Source organism: Micromonospora sp. SD19 (assembly GCF_054462275.1).
On sequence record NZ_JBTLMN010000001.1, the window covers coordinates 1,490,903 to 1,510,740 of the forward strand.

The 19,838-nt window shown below is 68.8% G+C and carries 14 protein-coding genes and 1 pseudogene; 7 read left to right on the top strand and 8 right to left on the bottom strand.

The genetic code is table 11. The features are described 5' to 3' along the window. Positions 1-116: 116 nt before the first annotated feature. The gene (locus ACX27O_RS06955) at positions 117-791 is read left to right on the top strand and encodes a YdcF family protein (RefSeq protein WP_030331171.1); all 675 of its coding nucleotides are present in this window, start codon (positions 117-119) and stop codon (positions 789-791) included. Positions 792-797: 6 nt separating this feature from the next. On the opposite strand, the gene ACX27O_RS06960 is transcribed toward ACX27O_RS06955, so the two are convergent. Next, a complete protein-coding gene (locus ACX27O_RS06960) occupies positions 798-2,024 on the bottom strand; it encodes a helix-turn-helix domain-containing protein (RefSeq protein WP_030331169.1) in 1,227 nt (408 codons plus the stop codon). A 369-nt stretch (positions 2,025-2,393) separates the two neighbouring features. Between ACX27O_RS06960 and amcA the strand changes: the two genes are divergently transcribed. The 3 genes and pseudogenes from amcA to ACX27O_RS06975 all read left to right on the top strand — a co-directional run. Continuing rightward, positions 2,394-2,558: a multiple cyclophane-containing RiPP AmcA gene (gene amcA / locus ACX27O_RS06965; protein ID WP_167337295.1), complete on the top strand. Its 165-nt coding sequence runs from the start codon at positions 2,394-2,396 to the stop codon at positions 2,556-2,558. After that, positions 2,555-2,902 (top strand): hypothetical protein, encoded by a 348-nt coding sequence (locus ACX27O_RS06970; protein ID WP_030331167.1) that lies wholly within the window; start codon positions 2,555-2,557, stop codon positions 2,900-2,902. The genes amcA and ACX27O_RS06970 overlap by 4 nt, the downstream gene beginning before the upstream one ends. After that, positions 2,899-3,092 (top strand): annotated as a pseudogene (locus tag ACX27O_RS06975) (cyclophane-forming radical SAM peptide maturase AmcB); the annotation flags it as partial. The gene ACX27O_RS06970 and the pseudogene ACX27O_RS06975, both read left to right, overlap by 4 nt. Positions 3,093-3,167: 75 nt before the next feature. Here ACX27O_RS06975 and ACX27O_RS06980 read toward each other — a convergent pair. From ACX27O_RS06980 to ACX27O_RS06995, 4 genes are all read right to left on the bottom strand, one after another. Beyond that, the gene (locus tag ACX27O_RS06980; RefSeq protein WP_030331165.1) at positions 3,168-3,512 is read right to left on the bottom strand and encodes a YnfA family protein; all 345 of its coding nucleotides are present in this window, start codon (positions 3,510-3,512) and stop codon (positions 3,168-3,170) included. Between the two features lie 145 nt (positions 3,513-3,657). Continuing rightward, entirely contained in the window at positions 3,658-3,990 is a 333-nt protein-coding gene (locus tag ACX27O_RS06985) for a hypothetical protein (protein ID WP_030331163.1), read from the bottom strand. A gap of 128 nt (positions 3,991-4,118) precedes the next feature. Continuing rightward, positions 4,119-7,235 carry a hypothetical protein gene (locus ACX27O_RS06990; RefSeq protein ID WP_458939084.1) on the bottom strand — a complete coding sequence of 1,039 codons (3,117 nt, stop codon included), beginning with the start codon at positions 7,233-7,235 and terminating at the stop codon, positions 4,119-4,121. Positions 7,236-7,300: 65 nt separating this feature from the next. Further along, positions 7,301-7,936: an acyl-CoA-like ligand-binding transcription factor gene (locus tag ACX27O_RS06995; protein WP_358137966.1), complete on the bottom strand. Its 636-nt coding sequence runs from the start codon at positions 7,934-7,936 to the stop codon at positions 7,301-7,303. Positions 7,937-8,031: 95 nt separating this feature from the next. On the opposite strand from ACX27O_RS06995, the gene ACX27O_RS07000 reads away from it, so the two are divergent. After that, positions 8,032-8,970 carry an oxidoreductase gene (locus ACX27O_RS07000; RefSeq protein WP_458939085.1) on the top strand — a complete coding sequence of 313 codons (939 nt, stop codon included), beginning with the start codon at positions 8,032-8,034 and terminating at the stop codon, positions 8,968-8,970. Between the two features lie 405 nt (positions 8,971-9,375). Further along, the gene (locus ACX27O_RS07005) at positions 9,376-12,360 is read left to right on the top strand and encodes a glycoside hydrolase family 3 protein (RefSeq protein WP_458939086.1); all 2,985 of its coding nucleotides are present in this window, start codon (positions 9,376-9,378) and stop codon (positions 12,358-12,360) included. Positions 12,361-12,412: 52 nt separating this feature from the next. Here ACX27O_RS07005 and ACX27O_RS07010 read toward each other — a convergent pair whose 3' ends face one another. Genes ACX27O_RS07010 through ACX27O_RS07020 form a run of 3 tightly spaced genes read right to left on the bottom strand, consistent with a single transcriptional unit; the run spans position 12,413 to position 15,905 of the window. Beyond that, the gene (locus ACX27O_RS07010; RefSeq protein WP_458939111.1) at positions 12,413-14,488 is read right to left on the bottom strand and encodes a CotH kinase family protein; all 2,076 of its coding nucleotides are present in this window, start codon (positions 14,486-14,488) and stop codon (positions 12,413-12,415) included. After that, the gene (locus ACX27O_RS07015; protein WP_210857977.1) at positions 14,485-15,306 is read right to left on the bottom strand and encodes a polyphosphate polymerase domain-containing protein; all 822 of its coding nucleotides are present in this window, start codon (positions 15,304-15,306) and stop codon (positions 14,485-14,487) included. Before ACX27O_RS07015 ends, ACX27O_RS07010 begins: the two co-directional genes overlap by 4 nt. Then, a complete protein-coding gene (locus ACX27O_RS07020; protein ID WP_030331150.1) occupies positions 15,303-15,905 on the bottom strand; it encodes a DUF4956 domain-containing protein in 603 nt (200 codons plus the stop codon). The genes ACX27O_RS07015 and ACX27O_RS07020 overlap by 4 nt, the downstream gene beginning before the upstream one ends. Positions 15,906-17,123: 1,218 nt before the next feature. Between ACX27O_RS07020 and ACX27O_RS07025 the strand changes: the two genes are divergently transcribed. Further along, positions 17,124-19,820, top strand: a complete 2,697-nt coding sequence (locus ACX27O_RS07025; protein ID WP_358125782.1) for an RICIN domain-containing protein — start codon at positions 17,124-17,126, stop codon at positions 19,818-19,820. Positions 19,821-19,838 lie beyond the last annotated feature (18 nt).

Genomic DNA, 19,838 nt, shown 5'->3' on the forward strand with positions numbered 1-19,838 from the left:
CGACAGTTGTTGTTTCGCCACTGGCCGAACGAGTTCAGCGGCCTGGTGCCGGAGTCGGCGGGGTCGTGCTACCCCGCTGCCCCTACGCTGGCGACACGAGGGAATGGTAGGTACTGATGAACCAGCACGCAGCGGCACGTGCCAGGGCGATCCCTGACACGATCCGGGCAGACGTGGAGACGCTGTGGAGCTACCACGACATGCGCCACGAGTTGCGCCCGTGCGACGTGGGAATCGGGTTGGGCAGTCATGACCTCGGTGTGGCCGTCATCGCGACGCGCTTGTTTCACGAGGGGCTGTTCCCCAGGATCGTGTTCACCGGCGCGAACGCTCCGACGACCGTCGAGCGGTTCCCGAGCGGTGAGGCGGTGCACTACCGCGAGTACGCCGTCGAGCGGGGCGTTCCCGTGGAAGCGATTCTCGTGGAGCCGCGTGCGACGAACACCGCCCAGAACCTGGAGTACTCGCGTCAGATCCTGACCGAACACCGGATCCCGGTGAGGTCGGTGCTGATCATGTCGCGGCCCTACCAGCAGCGTCGGGCCTACGCCACCTGCAGGTTGATGTGGCCGGAGGTTGATGTGGTGTGCGCGTCGAACCCGCTCGAACTGGACGACTATGTAATCAGCATCGGTGACCCGCGGCGCGTGGTGGACATGCTGGTGGGCGACACGCAGCGGATCGAGGTGTACGCCGAGCGCGGGTTCGCGATCCCGCAGGAGATGCCGGACGAGGTGCGGACGGCGTTCGAACGCCTGGTGGCGGCCGGCTACACGAGCCGGCTGATATGAGCCCAGCTACCAGCGCGGCTCTCCTGACCGGACGCCCATCCGGTCGCTGAGTTCGACGGCCAGTCGGGGCGGCCGAGGGCGGGTGAGGATGTCCCGGACGAGGTCGCGGGAGAGCTGGTGGTAGCGCACCTGGTCAGCACCGATGACCTCTGCGTTCAGGAGCGCGGCGAGCGCGTCGTCGATGCGGTTCCATCGGGCAAAGGCTCGGGCGGTTTCGATGGCGTGGCGAACCTGTCGCTCGACGGGCACGGTGCTGGTGTCGAGTGGGGCGCCGATGGCGATGGCGCGCTGCACGTCGCCGAGTTCCATGGCCACGGTCGTCTTGTGGATCGTCACGTTGGTCGGCCCGAACGCGGTCCACACGTGGTTGCCATCGGCACCGAGCCGCTGTGCGGCGGCATCGGCCTCGGCGATGTGGGTGTCGGCGGATGCTCGGTCGTCGTCTCGAGCGGCGGCCAGCGCGCAGACGAGATGCAGGCTGCCGTAGACCGACAACAACTGCGGAGTCGCCTTGGCGAGCCGTGGTTCCAGAAACTGCGCTGCGGTGGCGGCGAGGCGGCGGGCTTGGGCGTATTCACCGATGGAGGCCAGGGAGTGCGCAGCAGAGCGGCTGAGTGAGCCGATGACGACGTGGTCGTGGCTGGCGTTGGCGGCGGCCAGCCCTCGGCTGGCTGCGGTCCACGCGAGGTCACCTTCGCCGAGCTTGGTGAGGAACAACGCGGCGAGCTGGTGGGCGTAGGCGGTCATCGCGTGCGCTCGCTGGCCGTTGTCTCCGTCGTACACCTCGGTGGCGGTGAGGCAGTCGTGGATGAGGTAGGGCAGCCGGCGGGCGAGGGTGCCGTACCGGGAGTGCTGGTAGGCGGTCCAGATCTCGGCGACGTCGTCCTCGATCTCGCGCAGTGCGGGAGCTTCGACGTCCCCCGTGCTGGCCAGCGTCGGCGCGAGGTGCCGATAGTCGTGGAGCGCGGCCCGCAAGGCCGGGATGGTCTCGCGTCCTGAGTCGTCCGACCACTCGAACAGGCTCGGTGCGCCGATCAGGTCGCCGAGGGACACGTCGAGGGCTTTGGCGATCGCGCGTATGACCGATAGCCGGTCGAGGTCTGCCCGGTTCGTCTCGACCTTGCGTAACCATTCCTGGGTCTTGCCGACCAGACCGGCCAGCACCTCCTGGGAGAGCCCTCGTCGACGCCGGTAAAAGGCGACGCGCTGGCCGATGGTCATGTCTTCCGTCATCCCTCGCACACCATCACCCTGCCCGCTGAAGGCCGCCGGACCCGGTACGGATTTTCCCGGTCCTCCACACGGGCCGCCCCTACGTTCAGTTCACCTCGGATCACCGGCGTGTGTCGATGCCGGTGTCGGGATGGCTGACAGGGAGCTGCAGATGGAGGGATCGATGGGCGGCGCAGCACACCACGGCTTGGGCCGCTGGCTCGGTCCGTCCGGGAGCGAACTGTCTCGGTGTTCTCCCCGCCTGCGTACCGCCATGAGGGCTGCGTGGGTGGGTGATCGGCGGCCTGCTCCCAGCCGCCGTGATGCGGCGGCGGGCTCGCCATTCCCCCGGCGAGCCCGCCGCTCATCGTTCCTGGCGGGGGTGGCGGCATGACGGTGTACGTCTCGCGCAACGCGATGGCCGGTCAGTCCCGACGCACCGAGCCCAGGTGGACGTCCTCACAGGGGCGGGGGTGGCCCGCTGATCCGCCGCTGCTCACCTTCGTGTGGCGTCGGTTGTTCGAGCAGCAGGCCCGCGAGGGCGGTCGCCGATGACCGGGCAGCAGCGCCGTCTCGCGGCGAACCGGCTCGCGCCAGCCGAGGTGGAACATCTGCCGATGCGCCCGCTGTGGCTGTGCCGCCGGTGCGGGCAGCCGTGGCCCTGCGGTGCGGCGAAGCTCGCGCTCCTCGCGGAGTACCGGGAAGAGCCGATGAATCTGTTCCTCTACCTGGCCGGCTGCCTGCACGACGCGATCGACGACCTGCACCGGCTCAGCCCGAGCGTCACGGGAAGCGCCGCCGACATCTTCGACCGGTTCCTCGGCTGGCCCGCTCGCCGCACCCACGCCTACCGCGTCAACACCACCACGGCCGTCAGCATCGAAGAGGCCTCCTCGTGAACGGCATTGCCCTCATCAACTTCATCGGCCATCCGGCGATCGTCGGCAGCTTCCACACCCTGGTCGTGCAGCCGACCGCATCTGCAACCTCGGCTGCATCTACCGCTACCTGTCTGACCGGAGTATCCCCAGCCTGAGCGGCGCGGTCGCGCAGGCTTGTGCCGAGTCGATCGCACAGCAAGACAGCGGTCTCGTTCTACCGCGCACGCACGAGCCGGCTCTCCATGACTGTGAACTTGCGCTCGATCAGCCCGCCTTTGGGCGATCAGGAGCCGCCTGCCGAACGCGGCGCGTACATGATCAAGGCGACGCCGACGAGGCAGATGCCTGCGCCGATGACGTCCCACCGGTCGGGCCGGAACCTGTCGACGATGACGCCCCAGGCGAGGGATCCGGCGACGAACACGCCGCCGTAGGCGGCGAGGATGCGCCCGAAGTTGGGGTCGGGTTGGAAGGTGGCGACGAATCCGTACGCGCCGAGGGCGATGACCCCGGCGGCGATCCACCACAGGCCGCGGTGTTCGCGCCAGCCCTGCCAGATCAGCCACGCCCCGCCGATCTCGAACAGGGCGGCGACGGTGAACAGCAGGATCGAGCGGACGACGGTCATCGGTGGACCGTACCGAGGTGGCGCGGTCCACGATCATGCCGGTGGGCTGGTCGGGCGTCGGCAGTCGCTCCCGCCGAGCCGCCCGCGGCGGATCGGCCAAGGTGCTCCCCGGCTGCGGTGGCGACCTGGCTGCTGGGCGATGCGCTCACGCCGTCATCCGGGCGGCGGCGCGCAGCGCGAGCGCGTCGAGGACGTCGACGTGCGCGGCCGGCACCTGCACGTCGAGGCGTAGCGCGCCGGCGTCGGCGGCGATGGTGAACGAGAAGAACGAGCAGCAGGAGCTTTCCCGGGCGGTCAGGTCCCGGGTGGTCGCCTCGGCGGCCGGGTCGAGACGCCACCGCAGTGCGGTGGGGGACAGCCGTTCCTGCTGGAGCAGAGCGGTGGCGAACAGGTCGTCGAATTCGGCCAGCCGCAGTGGCTGTTGGGCGCTCGGCAAGGTGCACGACTCGGGCACCCACGTCTGGGGATCAGTGGTCATGTCAACGACGCTAGGCCTTGTTTCGTCGATCGCCGCCGGTTCGAGGGCGCTCAGACGGTTGGGCGCTGGGTTCACGCCTTGGGTGGTGTGACACGTTGCCGGCGCCCGGAGGCGCCGGCAACGGTGGGTCAGCTGGCGTGGGACAGCCGCGTGGTGATGCGCAGGCCCACGAGGGTGTCGTTCAGCCACGGCACCCGCTCGTGGTGCAGCCCGGCGGTCATCTGGTCCGCCCAGACCTCGTACCGCTGCATCAGCGCGTTGGCGCGGGACCGCGCGCTGGTGATCAGACAGTCGCCGAGGGGGTCACCGGGCAGGTTGGACGAGTCGACAGCGGGCTCGCAGGGCACCTTGAGGCTGACCTGGTCGCGCAGCGGACGGCTGAGGTCGAGCGGGCACGGCGTGGGCCCGCAGAGGGTGTAGTTCCCGCTCGCCCTGGCATAGGCATTGCCGATCTTGGCGTCCGTCGGCATGTTCACCGGAAGCTGGTACTGCCCGAACAGGTTCGCCGACAACACGTCGTCGGAGTCGAGGGCGTTGGGCAGACCCAACCTGGTGTACGCCTGCAGCAGCCGCGCGGCGGTGTTCACCTTTTTCAGGGCGGTGGGGATCGACCCGCTGACCTGCGTGCTCTGGTCCCGGACCCGGTCGTACATCAGCTTCTGCCGGGCCTGGAGGAAACCGCGCAGGGTCGGTGTCAGCGTGGTGTCCAGCGCCGTGTTGTTGATGGCCGTCGCGGCGCTCGCGAAGGCGTACCGGCCGGTTGGCCACTTCTGGGTCAGGGCCTGGTCGGGCGTGGTCTCGCTGTCGCAGTTGAACAGCTCGCAGTCGACCTGGTAGACCTGCTCGTCCGGCCAGGTGTAGTCGGCGGTCCGGGAGTTCTGCCAGGCCGCGTTGGAGTTCAGTCGGAACCGGCTGTGGATCTGCAACCGCAGCTTGCCGTAGTGGCGGATCACTCCGGTGCCGTAGCCCGTCGTCCGCGTGTAGACCCAGCTCGGCGTGTAGCAGTGGCCGACCTCGGGCAACTCCCGCACCCCGGCCGGCGGCTCGTCGAGGCGTGGCGTGTACGCGTACTGGAGTGCCCGCACCACGTTCGACATCAGGTCGTAGCGGACGTTACCGGGTCGGTCGATCTGCCTGCTGCCGCCACACGAGGGCACCGTCGCCTCGTCGGCCTTGGCCGGGGCAGGGGCGAGCGGCTTGTCGGTGTCCCAGAACAGGTCGTAGTTCTTGAGGGTCCTCACCTGTACGCCGTTGGCGTCCGGCTCGTAGCGGGCCTGGACCTCGTTGGTCCGGAGAGCGGCGAGCGCTGTCGACAGCTCGTTGGTGGCGCCGACGTACTCGTCGACCAACCCGGTGATCAGGCTGTTGGCGTTGCCGTTGGCCGGCCGACCGAAGCTGGCCGCGAGGTCGGCGATGCGGGTGCCCTCCGCCTCGATCTGCGCCGCGCGTCCGGTGCTGACCTGGGCGGCGTACGTCGGGTTCTGCAGCATCAACATGGCGTACGCCTGCGCGCCGAGGTTCCACACGGTCGGGTTGCCGACCGGTGTGGACGGTTCGACCATCGACGGGTCCCGCCCGCTGGCGACCCGGGCCAGGTAGTTGATCGACCGGGCCTCGCCGAAGCTGTTCAGCACGGTGGTCGGGTCGATCGCCGGGTTGTCGGCGTCGGTGGCGGGCACCACGAAGGCGGCGCCGCTGGCCAGCTGCGTCGCGGTCAGGTGGAATTCGTTCTCTGGGCCGACGAACTCGTTGTACGTCGGGATGGGTTGGCCGAAGTTCTCCCGGTAGCCGAGGTACTTGTTGATGTCGGCGCGGGCGTCGTGCAGGGTGGCGTCGCCGATCGCGGCCAGGACGGTGGCGGCGATGTCCTCCAGGCGCAGGCCGAGCTGGGCGACCTGCTGCTGGACGAGGGTGATCTGCGCGGTGTTGCCGGCGATCGCCGCGTTCAGCTTGTCGAACTGGGCCATCATGTTCGCGTACACCGTGTTGATCTGGGCCTCGACCCGCGCGAAGCTGGCCCGCATCTCGTCGCCGAGGGCCCGCACCTCGTCGCGCAACGCTTTGACCTGGGCGAGGATCTGCGAGTCAAGCGACGGGGCGCTGCTGCCGAAGAGCCCGACGACCGACATCACCGCACCGAAGATGTTGCCGGTCATCGCCAGCGTCGCGGTGCTGAAGATCGATCCCGCCAGGCCGCGGCCGGTGATCGCCGCCGCGTACTTGGAGATCGCGCTGATCGTGGTGAGCACCGCCTCGCCGATCACCTTGGACTTCTTGCCGGCGTCGGGGTCGGCGAACCCGATGAGGGTGGAGACCATGCCCACCCCGGCCTTGATGTCGGAGATCGTCTGCTGCCGGTCCTTGTCCCGGTCCTCGGCAGCCTTCTTCGCCGCCGCGGTGCACGCGGCGCTGGGCGGCCCTTCGGGCGGACACTTCTGGTTGTTCTCGCCGATTTCGAGACGGATCTCCAGGCTGAGGCCGAGCAGCTGCGCGTGCAGGGCGGCCAACTGCTGCTTGGCCGCCGCGACGAACGCCGCAGGATCGCCCTGCAACGCCAGGATCGCGGCGAGGTCCACGTGGGACAGCCCGGGGTCCTGGCTGAGTTCCTGGTATCCGCTGGTGATGTCGACCCCGAACGGTTCGCCCAGGACGGCGTTCCAGGCGGTGGCGACAGGTGCGCTGGCTGCCGCCGCCTGCCGGATCGCGGACCAGACCGTGGCGAGAGCGTCGTCACGGCCGCGCAGCCACTGGGCGGTCCGCAGCGCGCCGGATGCGAGTTCCTCACGGGTGTCCCACGCCTCGACCGTCTTCCCGATGACGGCCCCGATCAGGCCGGTGATCTCCGGTGAGGTCCGGGTGTCGCCGCCGGGCGCACCGAGCAGGATGTCGACGGACTTGAGCAGCAGGTCCTGCTCGGGCAGGAGCAGGTCGAACGCGGTCAGCGAGTCGTCGAGCAGCTGCCTGCGGGTGGTGAGCTGGGTCTGTGCCTGTTCGGCGGTGGCGGTCGGGTGCAGCCGGTGCCACTGGACGAATTCGGCCGACAGCACTGCCGCCGTGATCCGATCGGCACCCTGGAGGTGGGTCTCGGCGACCTGGCCGAAGGCCCGATCGGTGAGGGCGGTCTGCGGGATGGGGACGTGATCGGCCGACGCGGGTTCGCCGAAGAGCGCGCTCGCCGCGGTGACCGCGATCATCGCCAGCACGGCGGTCCCGCGCCGGGCGCGCGGGCAACGTTTGGGTGTCATGCCGCGAACGTATTGAGCGGCCTGAAAGGGTGCTGAAACCGCGCTGATTCGCTCGGGGGCGCCGCTCAGCCGGCGTCGGGTGGCGTGGTCGGCGCGTCGAGGGCCGGAGACACCACGGCGAACGCCCGGTCGGTCAGCTCGGTCAGGCGCTGCTCGTCGTCACCCGGCTGCCACTGCTGGAGCACCGTGTCGAGGGCCAGCAGGGCCATCCCGGCCGCCATCCGTGGGTAGGGGTCGGTGTGCGGGTCGAGGCCGCACCGACTGGCCAGTTCGGTGGCCAGCTCGGCACGCCACTGGATCTGGCTCTCCAGCCAGCGGGCGTGCAGGGCCGGGGTGTCCAGGATGAGGCGGACGACGACGCGGGCCCGCTCGGAGTGTTCCGGGTGGTCGTTGCACGCGGCCAGCGGCACCCAGAGGGCGTGGCGCAGCGCGACCGACGGTGCTTCGGCGGGTGGCCGGGCGGCGAGTTCGGTGATGACGTCCACGCTCATGTCGGCCAGGAACCGGACGACAACGTCCTCCTTGGACGCGAAGTAGCGGAAGAAGGTACGCCTCGACATGCCGGCCGCCGCCACGATGTCGTCGACGGTCACCACGTCGAAGCCCTTGGTGGCGAGCAACATCAGGGCGGCGTCGCGCAGTTCGTCGGCAACGAGCTGGCGTTTGCGTTCGGCCAGGCTGCTGTCCGCGCGGGATCTCATTCGCCGATGCTACGCCATAGGGTGCTACCTCCTGCCAACGTTGACACCAGACGTATGTCTTGACACTCAGTGTCACCGGTTGCACAGTGGGTCGCATGACTGTCAATGGCTGGTCCACCGAACAGATCCCCGACCTGAGCGGTCGCACCTTCGTCGTCACCGGTGCCACGGCGGGCCTCGGCCTGGCCACCACCCGGGCGCTCGCCAGCCGTGGCGCAGCCGTCGTCATGGCCGTCCGCGACCAGGCGAAGGGTCACCAGGTGGCGGCCGACATCGCCGCGGCCCAGCCCGCCGTCGACCTGGAAGTCCGGCGGATCGACCTCGCCGACCTCGACTCGGTGCGCATGTTCGCCGACGGGATGCACGCCGACCATCGCCGAGTGGACGTGCTGATCAACAACGCCGGGGTGATGGCACTGCCGCGCACTCTCAGCCCGCAGGGGCATGAAATGCAGTTCGCCACCAACCACCTCGGGCACTTCGCCCTCACCGGTCTGCTGCTCGACCTCCTGCTGGCCGGTCGGGACCCGCGGGTGGTCACCGTCACCTCGGTCAACCATCGGCAGGCGAAGGTGCGGTTCGCCGACCCGACCGGCGAGCGGGGCTACTCCCCGATGGGCTTCTACAACACGTCCAAGCTGGCCAACGCCATCTTCGGCTACGAACTGCACCGGCGGCTCAGCGCCGCGGCCAGCCCACTGCGCAGCTTCCTCGCCCACCCCGGCTACACCGCGACGAACCTGCAGAGCGGCGGCAGCACGCCGATCTGGCGGCTGCTGCTGGGCCGGATCGGCAACCCGCTCCTCGCCCAGCCGGTCGACAGTGGCGTCTGGCCGCAGCTGTTCGCCGCCACCGACCCCGCGGCGCAGCCGGGACAGCTCGTCGCACCCGGCGGCCCCGCCGAGCTGCGCGGCCACCCCGCACCCGGGAAACTCTCCGCCACGGTGACCGACCCGGAGCACGGCCGCCGACTGTGGGAACTGTCCGAACAGGCCACCGGCGTACGGTTCGAGTCGCTGCGGCCAGCGAGCTGATCGCAGGACCGTCCGGCAGCCGTCACATTGCAGCGTGCCGGATCGCCCAGGTGGCGAACGCCCGCCTCACTGCGCTGGCTGTTTCACCCGCAAGCTTCGTACCCATGGGGTGAAGCATGATTCATCGATGCTCCTAGGAGTGGGTCCGTCCGCCTGTGCCGCTATGGCATCGTCACCCGATCTTGGGGGCGACCTCGACGAGGTTACGGTGCCGGGCACGGTTGCCCATTGATAGGCGCACATCTATAGTTGCGCGGATCACCACAATCATGGCCGTCGTGACGCGGCCGGGTCGTCGAAGCGCTTCGACGATTCGTCGTTCAGGCCCGTCAGCCGGGTGTCGAGCCAGGTCACACGGCCTCGGCGCCCGCATGGGCGTCTGTCGTACGACATGAGGAGAACCGCATGCGGAACTGGCGCCTTCGGCGCGGAATCACCGCGCTCGCGCTTGCCCTGCTAGCCCTACCGGCCGTTCCCGGCACCGCGCTCGCCGAGCCCACCTACCCGTTCCGAGATCCCGATCTGCCCGTGAGCGCCCGGGTCGACGACCTGCTCGGCCGTCTCACCCAGGACGAGAAGATCTCCTGGTTGCACCAGTACCAGCCGGCCGTTCCCCGGCTGGGCATCGGCCTGTTCAAGACCGGCACCGAGGCGCTGCACGGGGTGGCCTGGTCGACCGACATCGACAATGGCGGCGCGGTGGTCAAGGCTCGCGGCACCGCCTTCCCCCAACCGGTGGGCATGGCGAGCACCTGGAACACCGACCTGATCCGGCAGGTCGGGTCGGCCGTCGGCGACGAGGCGCGCGGTTACCACGCGCAGAACCCCCGGGTCTGGGGGCTCAACCTCTGGGCGCCGGTGGTCAACCTGCTGCGCGACCCCCGCTGGGGCCGCAACGAGGAGGGCTACTCCGAGGACCCGCTGCTCACCGGCGCGATCTCCACCGCGTATGGCTTGGGAATGACCGGCGGTGACCCGAACCACCTGAAGAGCGCACCGACCCTCAAGCACTACCTGGCCTACAACAACGAGGTCCGGCGGGACGTGACCTCCTCGAACGTGCCACCTCGGGTGCTCAACGAGTACGACCGCGCCGCCTTCAAACCAGCCATCGCCGCCGACGCGGCGACCGGGATGATGGCCGCCTACAACCTGGTCAACGGACGTCCCGCGACAGTCGATCCGGACCTGGACACCGTGGTCCGCGGCTGGACCGACCAGACCCTGATGAACGTCACGGACGCCTGGGCGCCGAACAACCTGGTGAACTCGCAGAAGTACTACAGCACCCAGGCCGAGGCGAACGCGGCGATCATCAAGGCCGGGCTCAGCAGCTTCATCACCGACGACACCAACGCCCAGCCGACAGTCACCGCGATCAAGCAGGCCCTCGCCGCCGGCCTGCTCACCGAGGCGGACATCGACGCCCGGATCCGGGACATCCTGACCATCCGGTTCCGACTGGGTGAGTTCGACCCGGGCGGCGGCCGGTACGGCGGCATCACAGCGGATGTCATCAACAGCCCCCACCACCAGCGACTGGCCCGGCAGGCCGCCGGCGAGGCGATGGTGCTGCTGAAGAACGAGCGGCAGGCACTACCGCTGGACCCGGCCCGGACCCGCAAGGTGGCGGTGCTCGGCCCGCTGGGCGACACCCTCTACTCCGACTGGTACGGCGGCGACCTGCCGTACCAGGTGACGGCGCTGGACGGCATCCGCGAACGGTTGGGCGGCTCGGCCAGTGTGAGCGGGCTCGACGGCGCGGACCGGATCGCCCTGAAGGATGTGCGGACCGGCAAGTACGTCTCGGCCACCGGCACCACCGACGCCAACCCGGTTCTCGGGACCGGCGCGACCCCGGCGCTCGTCGCCCAGTTCGACGTGGTCGACTGGGGGCAGGACGTGGTGACGCTGCGCAACGCCGCCAACGGCCGCTACCTCGGTTACAACTGGGGGCCGTTCGTCACCCGCGACGAGCAGCCGAACGGTTGGTACGTCCAGCAGCAGTTCAAGCTGGAGCCGCAGCCAGACGGAACGGTGGTGCTGCGCTACGTCGGCTACGAGACCAAGGAGAGCTGGTTCGGCGCCGACACGTACGTGACGATCGGCGACGACGGCGCCCTCAAGCTCGGCGCATCGACCCCGGCCGCCGCTACCCACTTCAGTCGCGAGCTGATCAGCAGTGGGATCCACCGGGCGGTGGCGGCGGCCAAGGCGGCCGACACCGCTGTGCTGGTGGTCGGCAGCAACCCGTTCATCAACGGGCGGGAGGCGCACGACCGGACCTCCACGGCGCTGAGCGCCGGCCAGGAGGCGCTGGTCAAGGCCGTGGTCAGGGCGAACCCGCGGACCGTGCTGGTGCTCCAGACCAGCTACCCGGTCACCATCCGGTGGGAGCAGGAGCACGTACCGGCCATCGTCTGGACCACCCACGCGGGCGCGGAGACCGGTCACGCCGTCGCCGACGTCCTGTTCGGCGACCGCAACCCGTCCGGCCGGCTCACCCAGACCTGGTACCGCTCGGACTCGCAACTGCCGCCGGACCTGCTGGAGTACGACATCATCTCGTCCCGGCAGACCTACCTGTACAGCACCGCGAAGCCGCTCTACCCGTTCGGCCACGGGCTGTCGTACACCAGGTTCCGGTACGGCCAGCTACGTGCCGGCGCCCAGTCGGTGGCTGCCGACGGGACCATCACGGCCAGCGTCGACGTGACGAACGTCGGCAGCCGGGCCGGGACCGAGGTGGTTCAGCTCTACACCCACCAGCGCACCTCGCGGGACATCACCCCGATCCGTCAGCTCAAGGCGTTCGAGCAGGTGAGGCTCGCGCCCGGGCAGACCCGTACGGTGACCCTGCGCCTGCCCGCCACGGACCTGGCGCACTGGGACGTCACCCGCAGCCGGTGGGTGGTCGAGTCGTCAGTGCACGACCTGATGGTCGGAGCGTCCGCCGAGGACATCCGGGCCCGCGCCGCGGTCCGGGTCCGCGGTGAGACCATTCCGGCGCGGGACCTGTCCCGGCCCACCAGGGCGGAGAACTTCGACCGGTACGCGGGGGTCCGGCTGGTCGACGAGACGAAACCCAGCGGTACGGCGGTCGGTGCCACCGGGGCCGGTCAGTGGATCTCCTTCGACGGTTCCGCGTTACGGGCCGGCGCGCAGACCTTCAGCGCGAAGGTCGCCAAGGCCGGTGCGGGTGCCGGCACCATCCAGATCCGGTTGGGGTCGCCCACCGGCCGGCTACTCGGCACGGCCACCGTGCCCAGCACCGGCGACGACTACCGGTACGTCAGCACCAGCACCGAGTTGGCCCGTGCCGTCGGCACCCGCGACGTGTACCTGGTGTTCGACTCCCCGCTGCGGCTGGCGGACTTCTCCATCAGCTGACCGGCTTTCGGGGCCGGGTCGATCGTCGGCCCGGCCCCGAACGGGTGGTCGGTCAGCTCGCCGTGCAGGTCAGCGTCGGTGTGCCGGGTGTGCCGGTGGACGATCCGAGGAACCCGAAGGTGGTGCTCGCGCCAGCGCCGAGGGCGCCGTTGTAGGCGACGTTGCGGGCGGTGACCGCGGAGCCCTGGCTCGTGACTGTCGCGTTCCAGGCCTGGGTGATGCTCTGACCGCTGGCGAAGGTCCACGTCACGGTCCAGTTGCTGATCGCCGAGGCGCCTGCGGTGACCCGTACCTCGCCCTGGAAGCCGCCGGTCCACTGGCTGGTCACCGCGTACGCAGCGGTGCAGCCAGCCGCCGGCGGTGGGGTGGTGGGTGGTGGCGTGGTGGGGGGTGGCGTGGTCGGCGGCGGCGTGGGGACCGACCCACCCCAGCCGGCGGTGGAATCCAGCCAGGCGGCCCGTCGCAGCATCCAGTCCCGCATGACCTGGACCTGCCCCTGCCAGGTGGGCGAGGTCGGTGTGCGGAAGAAGCTGACAGTCGGTGACGTCAGGTTGGGCCAGCGTTGGAAGTTGCGCTGGGCCGCGTTGGTCAGCGGGGCCGCGAGAGCGTCTATCCGGGTCTGGAGCGCGGCGTCGGAGAGCAAGCCCTGTCGCAGCGTCTGCCAACGCGATCGGGCCTGGTTGACGAACGCGGGGTCGCGTAGCAACTGGGCGAACCAGTCGTTGGCCGACGGCTGCCGGGTCTGCTGGTGCTGCCAGCCCGACACCTGGTCGTTGGCGAAGAAGCCGCCGACGCCGAAGCTGAGGTCGAAGTCCCACAGCGGCCCGGCGAAGATCTTGCTGTCCCGGTCCTTGTAGAAGTGCGAGCTGCGGACGTACGCGTCCATCTCCCGGCTCAACTCGTTGACGATCATGAGGTCGATGAACGAGTCGACGTCGATGTACCTGCGGTAACCGGTGGTCGGGTCGGCGAAGTTCGACGAGTGCAGCACGTCGTGGAACTCCTGGATGTGACCGCGCAGCCAGTCCCGTTGCTGCGGTTGCAGCGGCGACGGGTCGGCCACCTCGAGGTAGTTCCAGCAGGTGGCGGCCGGCCCGGTGCACGGCAACGTCGGCTCTTCGGCGGCCATCCACTCGAACTTCCAGATGTACCCGCCCTGGATCTTCGGCAGGGTGATGTCGTCGGAGTCCAACTGCTTGAGGTCGAGCCGGTCCTTGGAGTTCTTGATCGTCTCCATGAACATGTAGACGCCCAGGTAGTCGCTGGCACCCACCGGCCCGGCGTCGGTGTTGAGATAGAACTCGACGAACCTGTAGCGCGGCGCCGGCAACCCCATCTCGCGTCCGAGGTCGTAGACGAGAGCCTCGCGGATCAACGCCTTGTCGGGGAACGGGCCGCGCAACACCCAGTCGGAGTCGGCGGGCATGCCCAGCACCGGGTGGTCGGCGTCGTCGTCCTCGTTGTCCCAGAACTCGACGCGGAACGGCGTCTTCTCGAACGTCGCCGATGAGTTGCCGCGCAGTCGGAAGCCAGCTCTGGTGCTGAGCGTCGGGGCGGCAGCCAGCGACGTGGTGCCGCCGCCCGTCGGTTCGAAGATCATGGTGGTGGAGTCGAAGTACTCACGGTCCGGCCGGCCCGCACCGTACGAGTCGATAAGGACCACCGGCAGGTCGTGGGCGGTGGTGACGTTCTGCGCGGCGTACATGGCGGTGCCGGGCGCACCCGTTGGCGCCTGGCCGACGAACGCCTGTGCCCGCAGTTGGGTGGTGCGGGTGAAGCGCAGCGCCGAGCCCGAATAGAGCGCCGACTGGGCGGTGGGTGGCTGACCGTTGGTGGTGTAGCGGATCTGGGCACCGCTGATCGTGCTGCCCAGCGTCACCGCCACCTCCCCCTGGAAGGTGCCGCTGGGCACCGAGAAGGTGATGTCGCCGGTCAGGTCGTCTGCCGCCGCCGCATCGGCGGTCTGGGCGCCGGCGAGGAGCTCGGAGACGGGCTGGGCGGCGGGGACGGATTCGGCGCCGGCCTGTGGCGACGACACCACGAGGAGGCCTGCGACGAACACGGTGGCGGCGGCGATCCCGGCGGCCCGAAAGGCCGCCACCGGAAGACCGGTGTTGCGGGTGGTCATGCGCACGATGCCTCCTGTTCTGATCGGTGGGGAACGGTCAACTCGGGCAGCGCCGAGGACGGGACGGCGCGGAAGTGGCGGCGTAGCGTCCGTCGCCAGGGCACGTCTGGGAGGTCCAGGCGGAGGGCCGCGAGACCGGTGGCGTACTTCGAGATCCGGACCGGTCTGGTCCCGCGCTGCCACAGCGCCCGGTCGACAAGCGACGGGGCCGAGCTGGTCTTGGTCTCGACCACAGCGATGCCGGGCAGCCGGAGCGCGCGGTCGCCGTCCTGCCAGGTGAGCCCGGTGTCGATGGTGACCCGGCTCGCGGTGGCCGGCAGCAGCAGGGTGGCGCGACGGTAGGTGGTGACCAGCACCGGATCGAAGAGACGGGCCGCGAGGTCGGTCAGGATCGCCTCCTGATCGAGGACGTCGTTCACGAACCCGCGACCGGACCGGACGGTGCTGCGGTCCTCGGCGTGATACGGCAGTCGGTGCTTGGTGACCCGTCCGCGCGCTCCGCTGATCTTCACCTCCAGCCAGCACTGAGCCGAGTCGAGGTAGGTCCGGGTCCGTACCTTGAAGCGCCTGCGCCGTCGGTACGCGGCGCAGTGGTAGCTGGCCAGACAGGGAGTGTCGAAGTACACCGACTCGTAGCGGAAGGTGCGCTCACCCTCGATGTCCAACACCCGGGCGTACGGGGTGAGGTGGTCCAGCAGGTGCGGCAGCTCGTCCACGGTGATCACGTACTTGCGGTCCACCCTGCACTGCAGCGCCGCTCGGTCGATCACCTCGGCGAGTGTGACCGGCGCCAACCTCGCCAGCGGTGGTGTGGTCATTGGAGCGCTCCGACCCGGACCCGCTTGCTGGTGCCGGCCGCCGGGCTGCGCCGGGCGACCGAGTATCGGACGTCCACCACTGTGGTCTCGTTGACCAGGTCGAGTCGCTGGACGATGGCATTGTGCACCCGGGCATTGAGCAGCTGCTCCAGCTGGGCGACGAGAGCGACGTGATCGGTGACGGCGGAGTCGAGCACCATGATCTGGTGCCGGTAGTGCCGGAGCAGCCGCCGGTGGTCCCCGACGAACATGACCGCGACGATGAGGGCCATCAGACCTCCGCTGAGCCAGACCGAGGTGGTGCTGAGCGCGCCGAGAATGCCCAGTGCGAGAGCGGAGAAGTAGTACGCGACCTCGTGCTGGTCGAGTTCCGTCGAACGAAGTCGAATGATGGAGAGCACCCCGAACAGCGCCAGCCCCAGCCCGAGCCCGGCACCGACGTCGCTGGCGCTCAGTGCGCTCGCCACCGCGAGGACGCCGACGTTGACGCCCAGGTAGGCGACGACCAGGTCGCGCCGACGGTGCCGCGGGAAGTAGAGCCCGAAGACGAGCAGCGCCACCGCGCAGATGTCGATCGCGAACAGGACGAGCTGCGACATCGCTGGGGTTCCTCCTGATCTGCCGCAGGAACGGACCGACGCCCGCCATCGCTGCGTGGCGACCTGCGGAAGGCGGCCGGACCTCCGGGTTACTTTTCGGTAAACTTTCGGTATTTCGTTGGTGACTGTAAGCAGAACATCCATGTAAGTCAATGCGTGATTCGTGTGGCCACCGGGGCGCTGGGTCGCCTGGCTAGGGTGCAGTGCGGCTGACGTGGGCAGAGTGGGGGCATCGTCTCGGGTTCCGGGGTCGCCGAAACTTTCGGAGTTTTTCGGGATCGTGGGTGGACCCGTGGGCGGCAATTGCCTCACCGGGTCGCCTGTGCCGAACCTGGCGCTGTCGGCAGCCGTGCCGGCGACCCGGCTCGGTGCAACGGGCGTGAATGGAACCGGCAGCGGGTCGGAGCGGGCCGGTTGACTTGGCCGCCTCGATTGATCGGGCCGGGGAGTGGGCTGATCGTCGCCCGGCCCGGCCCGGCCCAGCCGGCGGCCGTTGGCTCTCTTCCGTGGCCGCCGGTGTGGGCGGGGTGCGGTACCGCAGTGCCTATGGAGCTGATGCCGCAAACGAATCAGGTGAGGGAACCCGTGGGGGTGGTGTCGCGACCAAACCCGCGCGAGGGGACCGCGCGGAGGCGGTGTCGTGGGGGATCGCGCGGAGGCAGTCCTCGGCCCAGACGGCGAGGCTGCCTGTCGAGCTGTCGTGGGTGATCGTGCGGAGGCGGCGTCGTGGGTAATCGTGCGGAGGTGGCGTCGTGGGTGATCGCGCGGCGGTGATGTCGTAAACGATTCAGCTCCAAAGGAGCGTCGTGCCACCTGCGCCACCTGGCCGGCGGGCCTGGACCACTCTGAACGGTCGTGGCCGGTCAGCGCGCCGCGCGCGTGCGGCCGCGTCCCGAGTCGGCGTAGTTGGTGGCACCGACATTCGGCGAGGGGTAGCTCGTCGGCGCTGATTCGTCGGACGACGCACCCGGGGGTGCCCGAGCACTCTGGCCGATCTGCCCGGTCCGGGTGCATTTAGGCATAGACGCCCCCCAATTGACGGTTGCATTGGTCAGATGTGTGACCTACGCTCCCACTAAGAATTTCGGGGCGGTTAACAAAGAGTGCGGTCGGGGCGACGAAAGTCCCCGCCGGCCTTGGTGGCGTCCCTGTTCCGTACTCGTCGCTCGATACCCGCATTGGGCACCCACACGTCGACGACCAGTGAGAGGAACAGACGTGAAGTCAGCCATATCCACCGCGCGAACGTCATTGTTGGCGGTGGCGGCGCTTGTCGCCGCCACACTGCCGGCCGTGCTGGCACACCAACTGCCGGCCTCGGCCGCAGTCCAGGCGACCTACTATGTGGCCCCGGACGGCAACGACGCCAACCCAGGCACGTTGCAGTCCCCGTTCAAGACGATTCAACGGGCCCGGGACGTCGTCCGCCCGATAAGCGCGAACATGACCGGCGACATCAACGTCTATCTCCGTGGCGGCACCTATCCGGTGAGCAGCACGATCGAATTCGGGGCGAGCGACTCCGGCACCAACGGATTCCGGGTCAGCTACGGGGCCTACTCCAACGAGAAGCCGATCCTTGACGGTGGCGTCCAGGTGACCGGGTGGACCCAGCACAGCGGCAACATCTGGAAGGCCCCCCTCGACCGCGCCAACAAGCTGCGGGCGCTCTACGTCAACGACAAGCGCGCGGTCATGGCGACCAAGACGGTCAGCTCGGGCGGGTGCTTCGGGACGTACAACATCACGGCCGGCCAGGCCGCGTGGGCCTGGGAGTCGGGGTCGCAGTGCGACGGCGCCAGGTACAACCAGAACGACTTCCCCGCCATCGCGCGCAACCAGGACGACATCGAGATCGAGACGGGCACGACCTGGACCACGGCCATCGTCGGCGTCCGGCAGGTGACCACCGACGGCGCGAACCGGGTCGCCCTCTTCCAGCAACCAGGTGCGGCCATCGCCCAGGGCGCGTTCAACGGCAACGCCCAGGTCGGCGGCACCCACAAGCTCATGAACGCGTACGAGTTCCTGGACGCGCCCGGCGAGTTCTACTTCGACAAGGGCGCCAAGACGGTCTACTACTACAAGACCAGCGCCGAGAACATGTCGACAGCGACGGTCTACGCGCCGAACAACGTCACCACGGTGCTCCGCGTCGCCGGCACCTCGACGACCAGCCATGCCCGCAACATCACGTTCTCCGGGCTGACGGTGCGGCACTCGGACTGGAATCTGTTCAACGTCGCCGGATCGTCCTTCAAGCAGGCGCAGCAGGGCAACCTCGGAGCGCAGGTGTACGCGAAGGGCAACTTCCACGTCTACTACTACCGCAACGTGGATGTCACCCCCGCCATCGTCCAGATCCAGAACGCCGACGGCCTCCTGCTGCAACGCAACCGGATCGAGCACACCGGCGCCGACGGGATCAGCATGGTCAACGACGTGCAGGGCACTCAGTTGATCGGGAACGCCACCAACGACATCGCCGGGTCGGCCATCAATGTCGGCCATCCCCAGCACGTCTACATCGGAGACGGCACGTCGACCAACCGGGAGAAGTACTCCGCGTCGGTCGAGGGGCTGCCGAAGAACATCGACATCAAGAACAACTACCTGTACGACAGCGCGGTGCTGTTCAACGGGCACAGCCCGATCTCGGCGTACTTCGCCGACACCCTCACCATCCAGCGCAACCGGATCGAGAAAGCCCCGTGGTCCGGCATCACGCTCGGCTGGGGCTGGTGGAACTTCGACGGATCGTCGGGCTCGATCGTGCCGAACCGACCGACCACGACGGCGCGCAACAACACCATCAGCTACAACCACATCATCGACACGGTGCAGCGACTCAGCGACACAGCGCCCATTTACACGCTCGGTAGTCAGCCCGGAACGACCATCACCAACAACTACCTCCAGGGTGTTCCGTCCGGCCACAAGTACGGCCTGCACCCGGATGAGGGATCGGCGTTCATCACCTTCCGGGACAATGTCCTGAGCATCGACAAGAACGTCACCTGGATGATCAACTCAGACGACTTCGGGCGGAAGCACGACCTGAGCATCACGCAGATCTACGGGCCGATCAACAAGGTCTCGAACAAGAACCTGCCGAACAGCACGATCGGCGACATCATCGTCTCCTCGGATTATGTCTGGCCGGCCACGGCGTACGGAATCGCCGCGAATTCCGGTCTGGAGGACGCGTACCGGGACATCATTCCGGCGAGCAATTTTTCCGCGCCGAACTACGTGCTGCCGGCCAGCACCTTCGTCACCAGTGCCACCGCGTCGATCCCGATTCGCAGCACCGGCGACGCCGCCAAGTCGGTCTGGCTGGCTCCGTACGGCACCACCACCTTCACCGCCGGCGCGACGATGACCAGGGCGTCCGGCACCGCGACGTCCATCGCCGTGCCGAGCACCCAGGGCGAGTACCGGCTCTACGTCGTCGACGCCCAGGGCAACCGGTCGGCCGAGTCGACGTCGATCGTCCGGCAGCAGCAGGGCGGTGGCAGCGGTACGGGCAACGGGCAGCTCGTGGGTGGCCAGTCCGGCCGCTGTGTCGAGGTGCCCAACTCCTCGACCACCAACGGCACCCAGACCCAGCTCTGGGACTGCTCCACCGCCAGCAACCAGCGGTGGACCCAGACCGCCAGCAAGCAGTTGACCGTGTACGGCAACAAGTGCCTGGACGCCTCCGGGGCCGGCACGGCCAACGGCACCGCGGTCATCATCTGGGACTGCCACGGCGGTGCGAACCAGCAGTGGAACGTCAACGCCAACGGCACCATCACGAACGCCCAGTCCGGGCTCTGCCTCGACGCCAATGGCGCTGCCACCGCCAACGGCACCAAGATCATCCTCTGGTCCTGCAACGGCGGCACGAACCAGCAGTGGACGCTGCGTAGCTGACCGACCAGACCCCGGGGG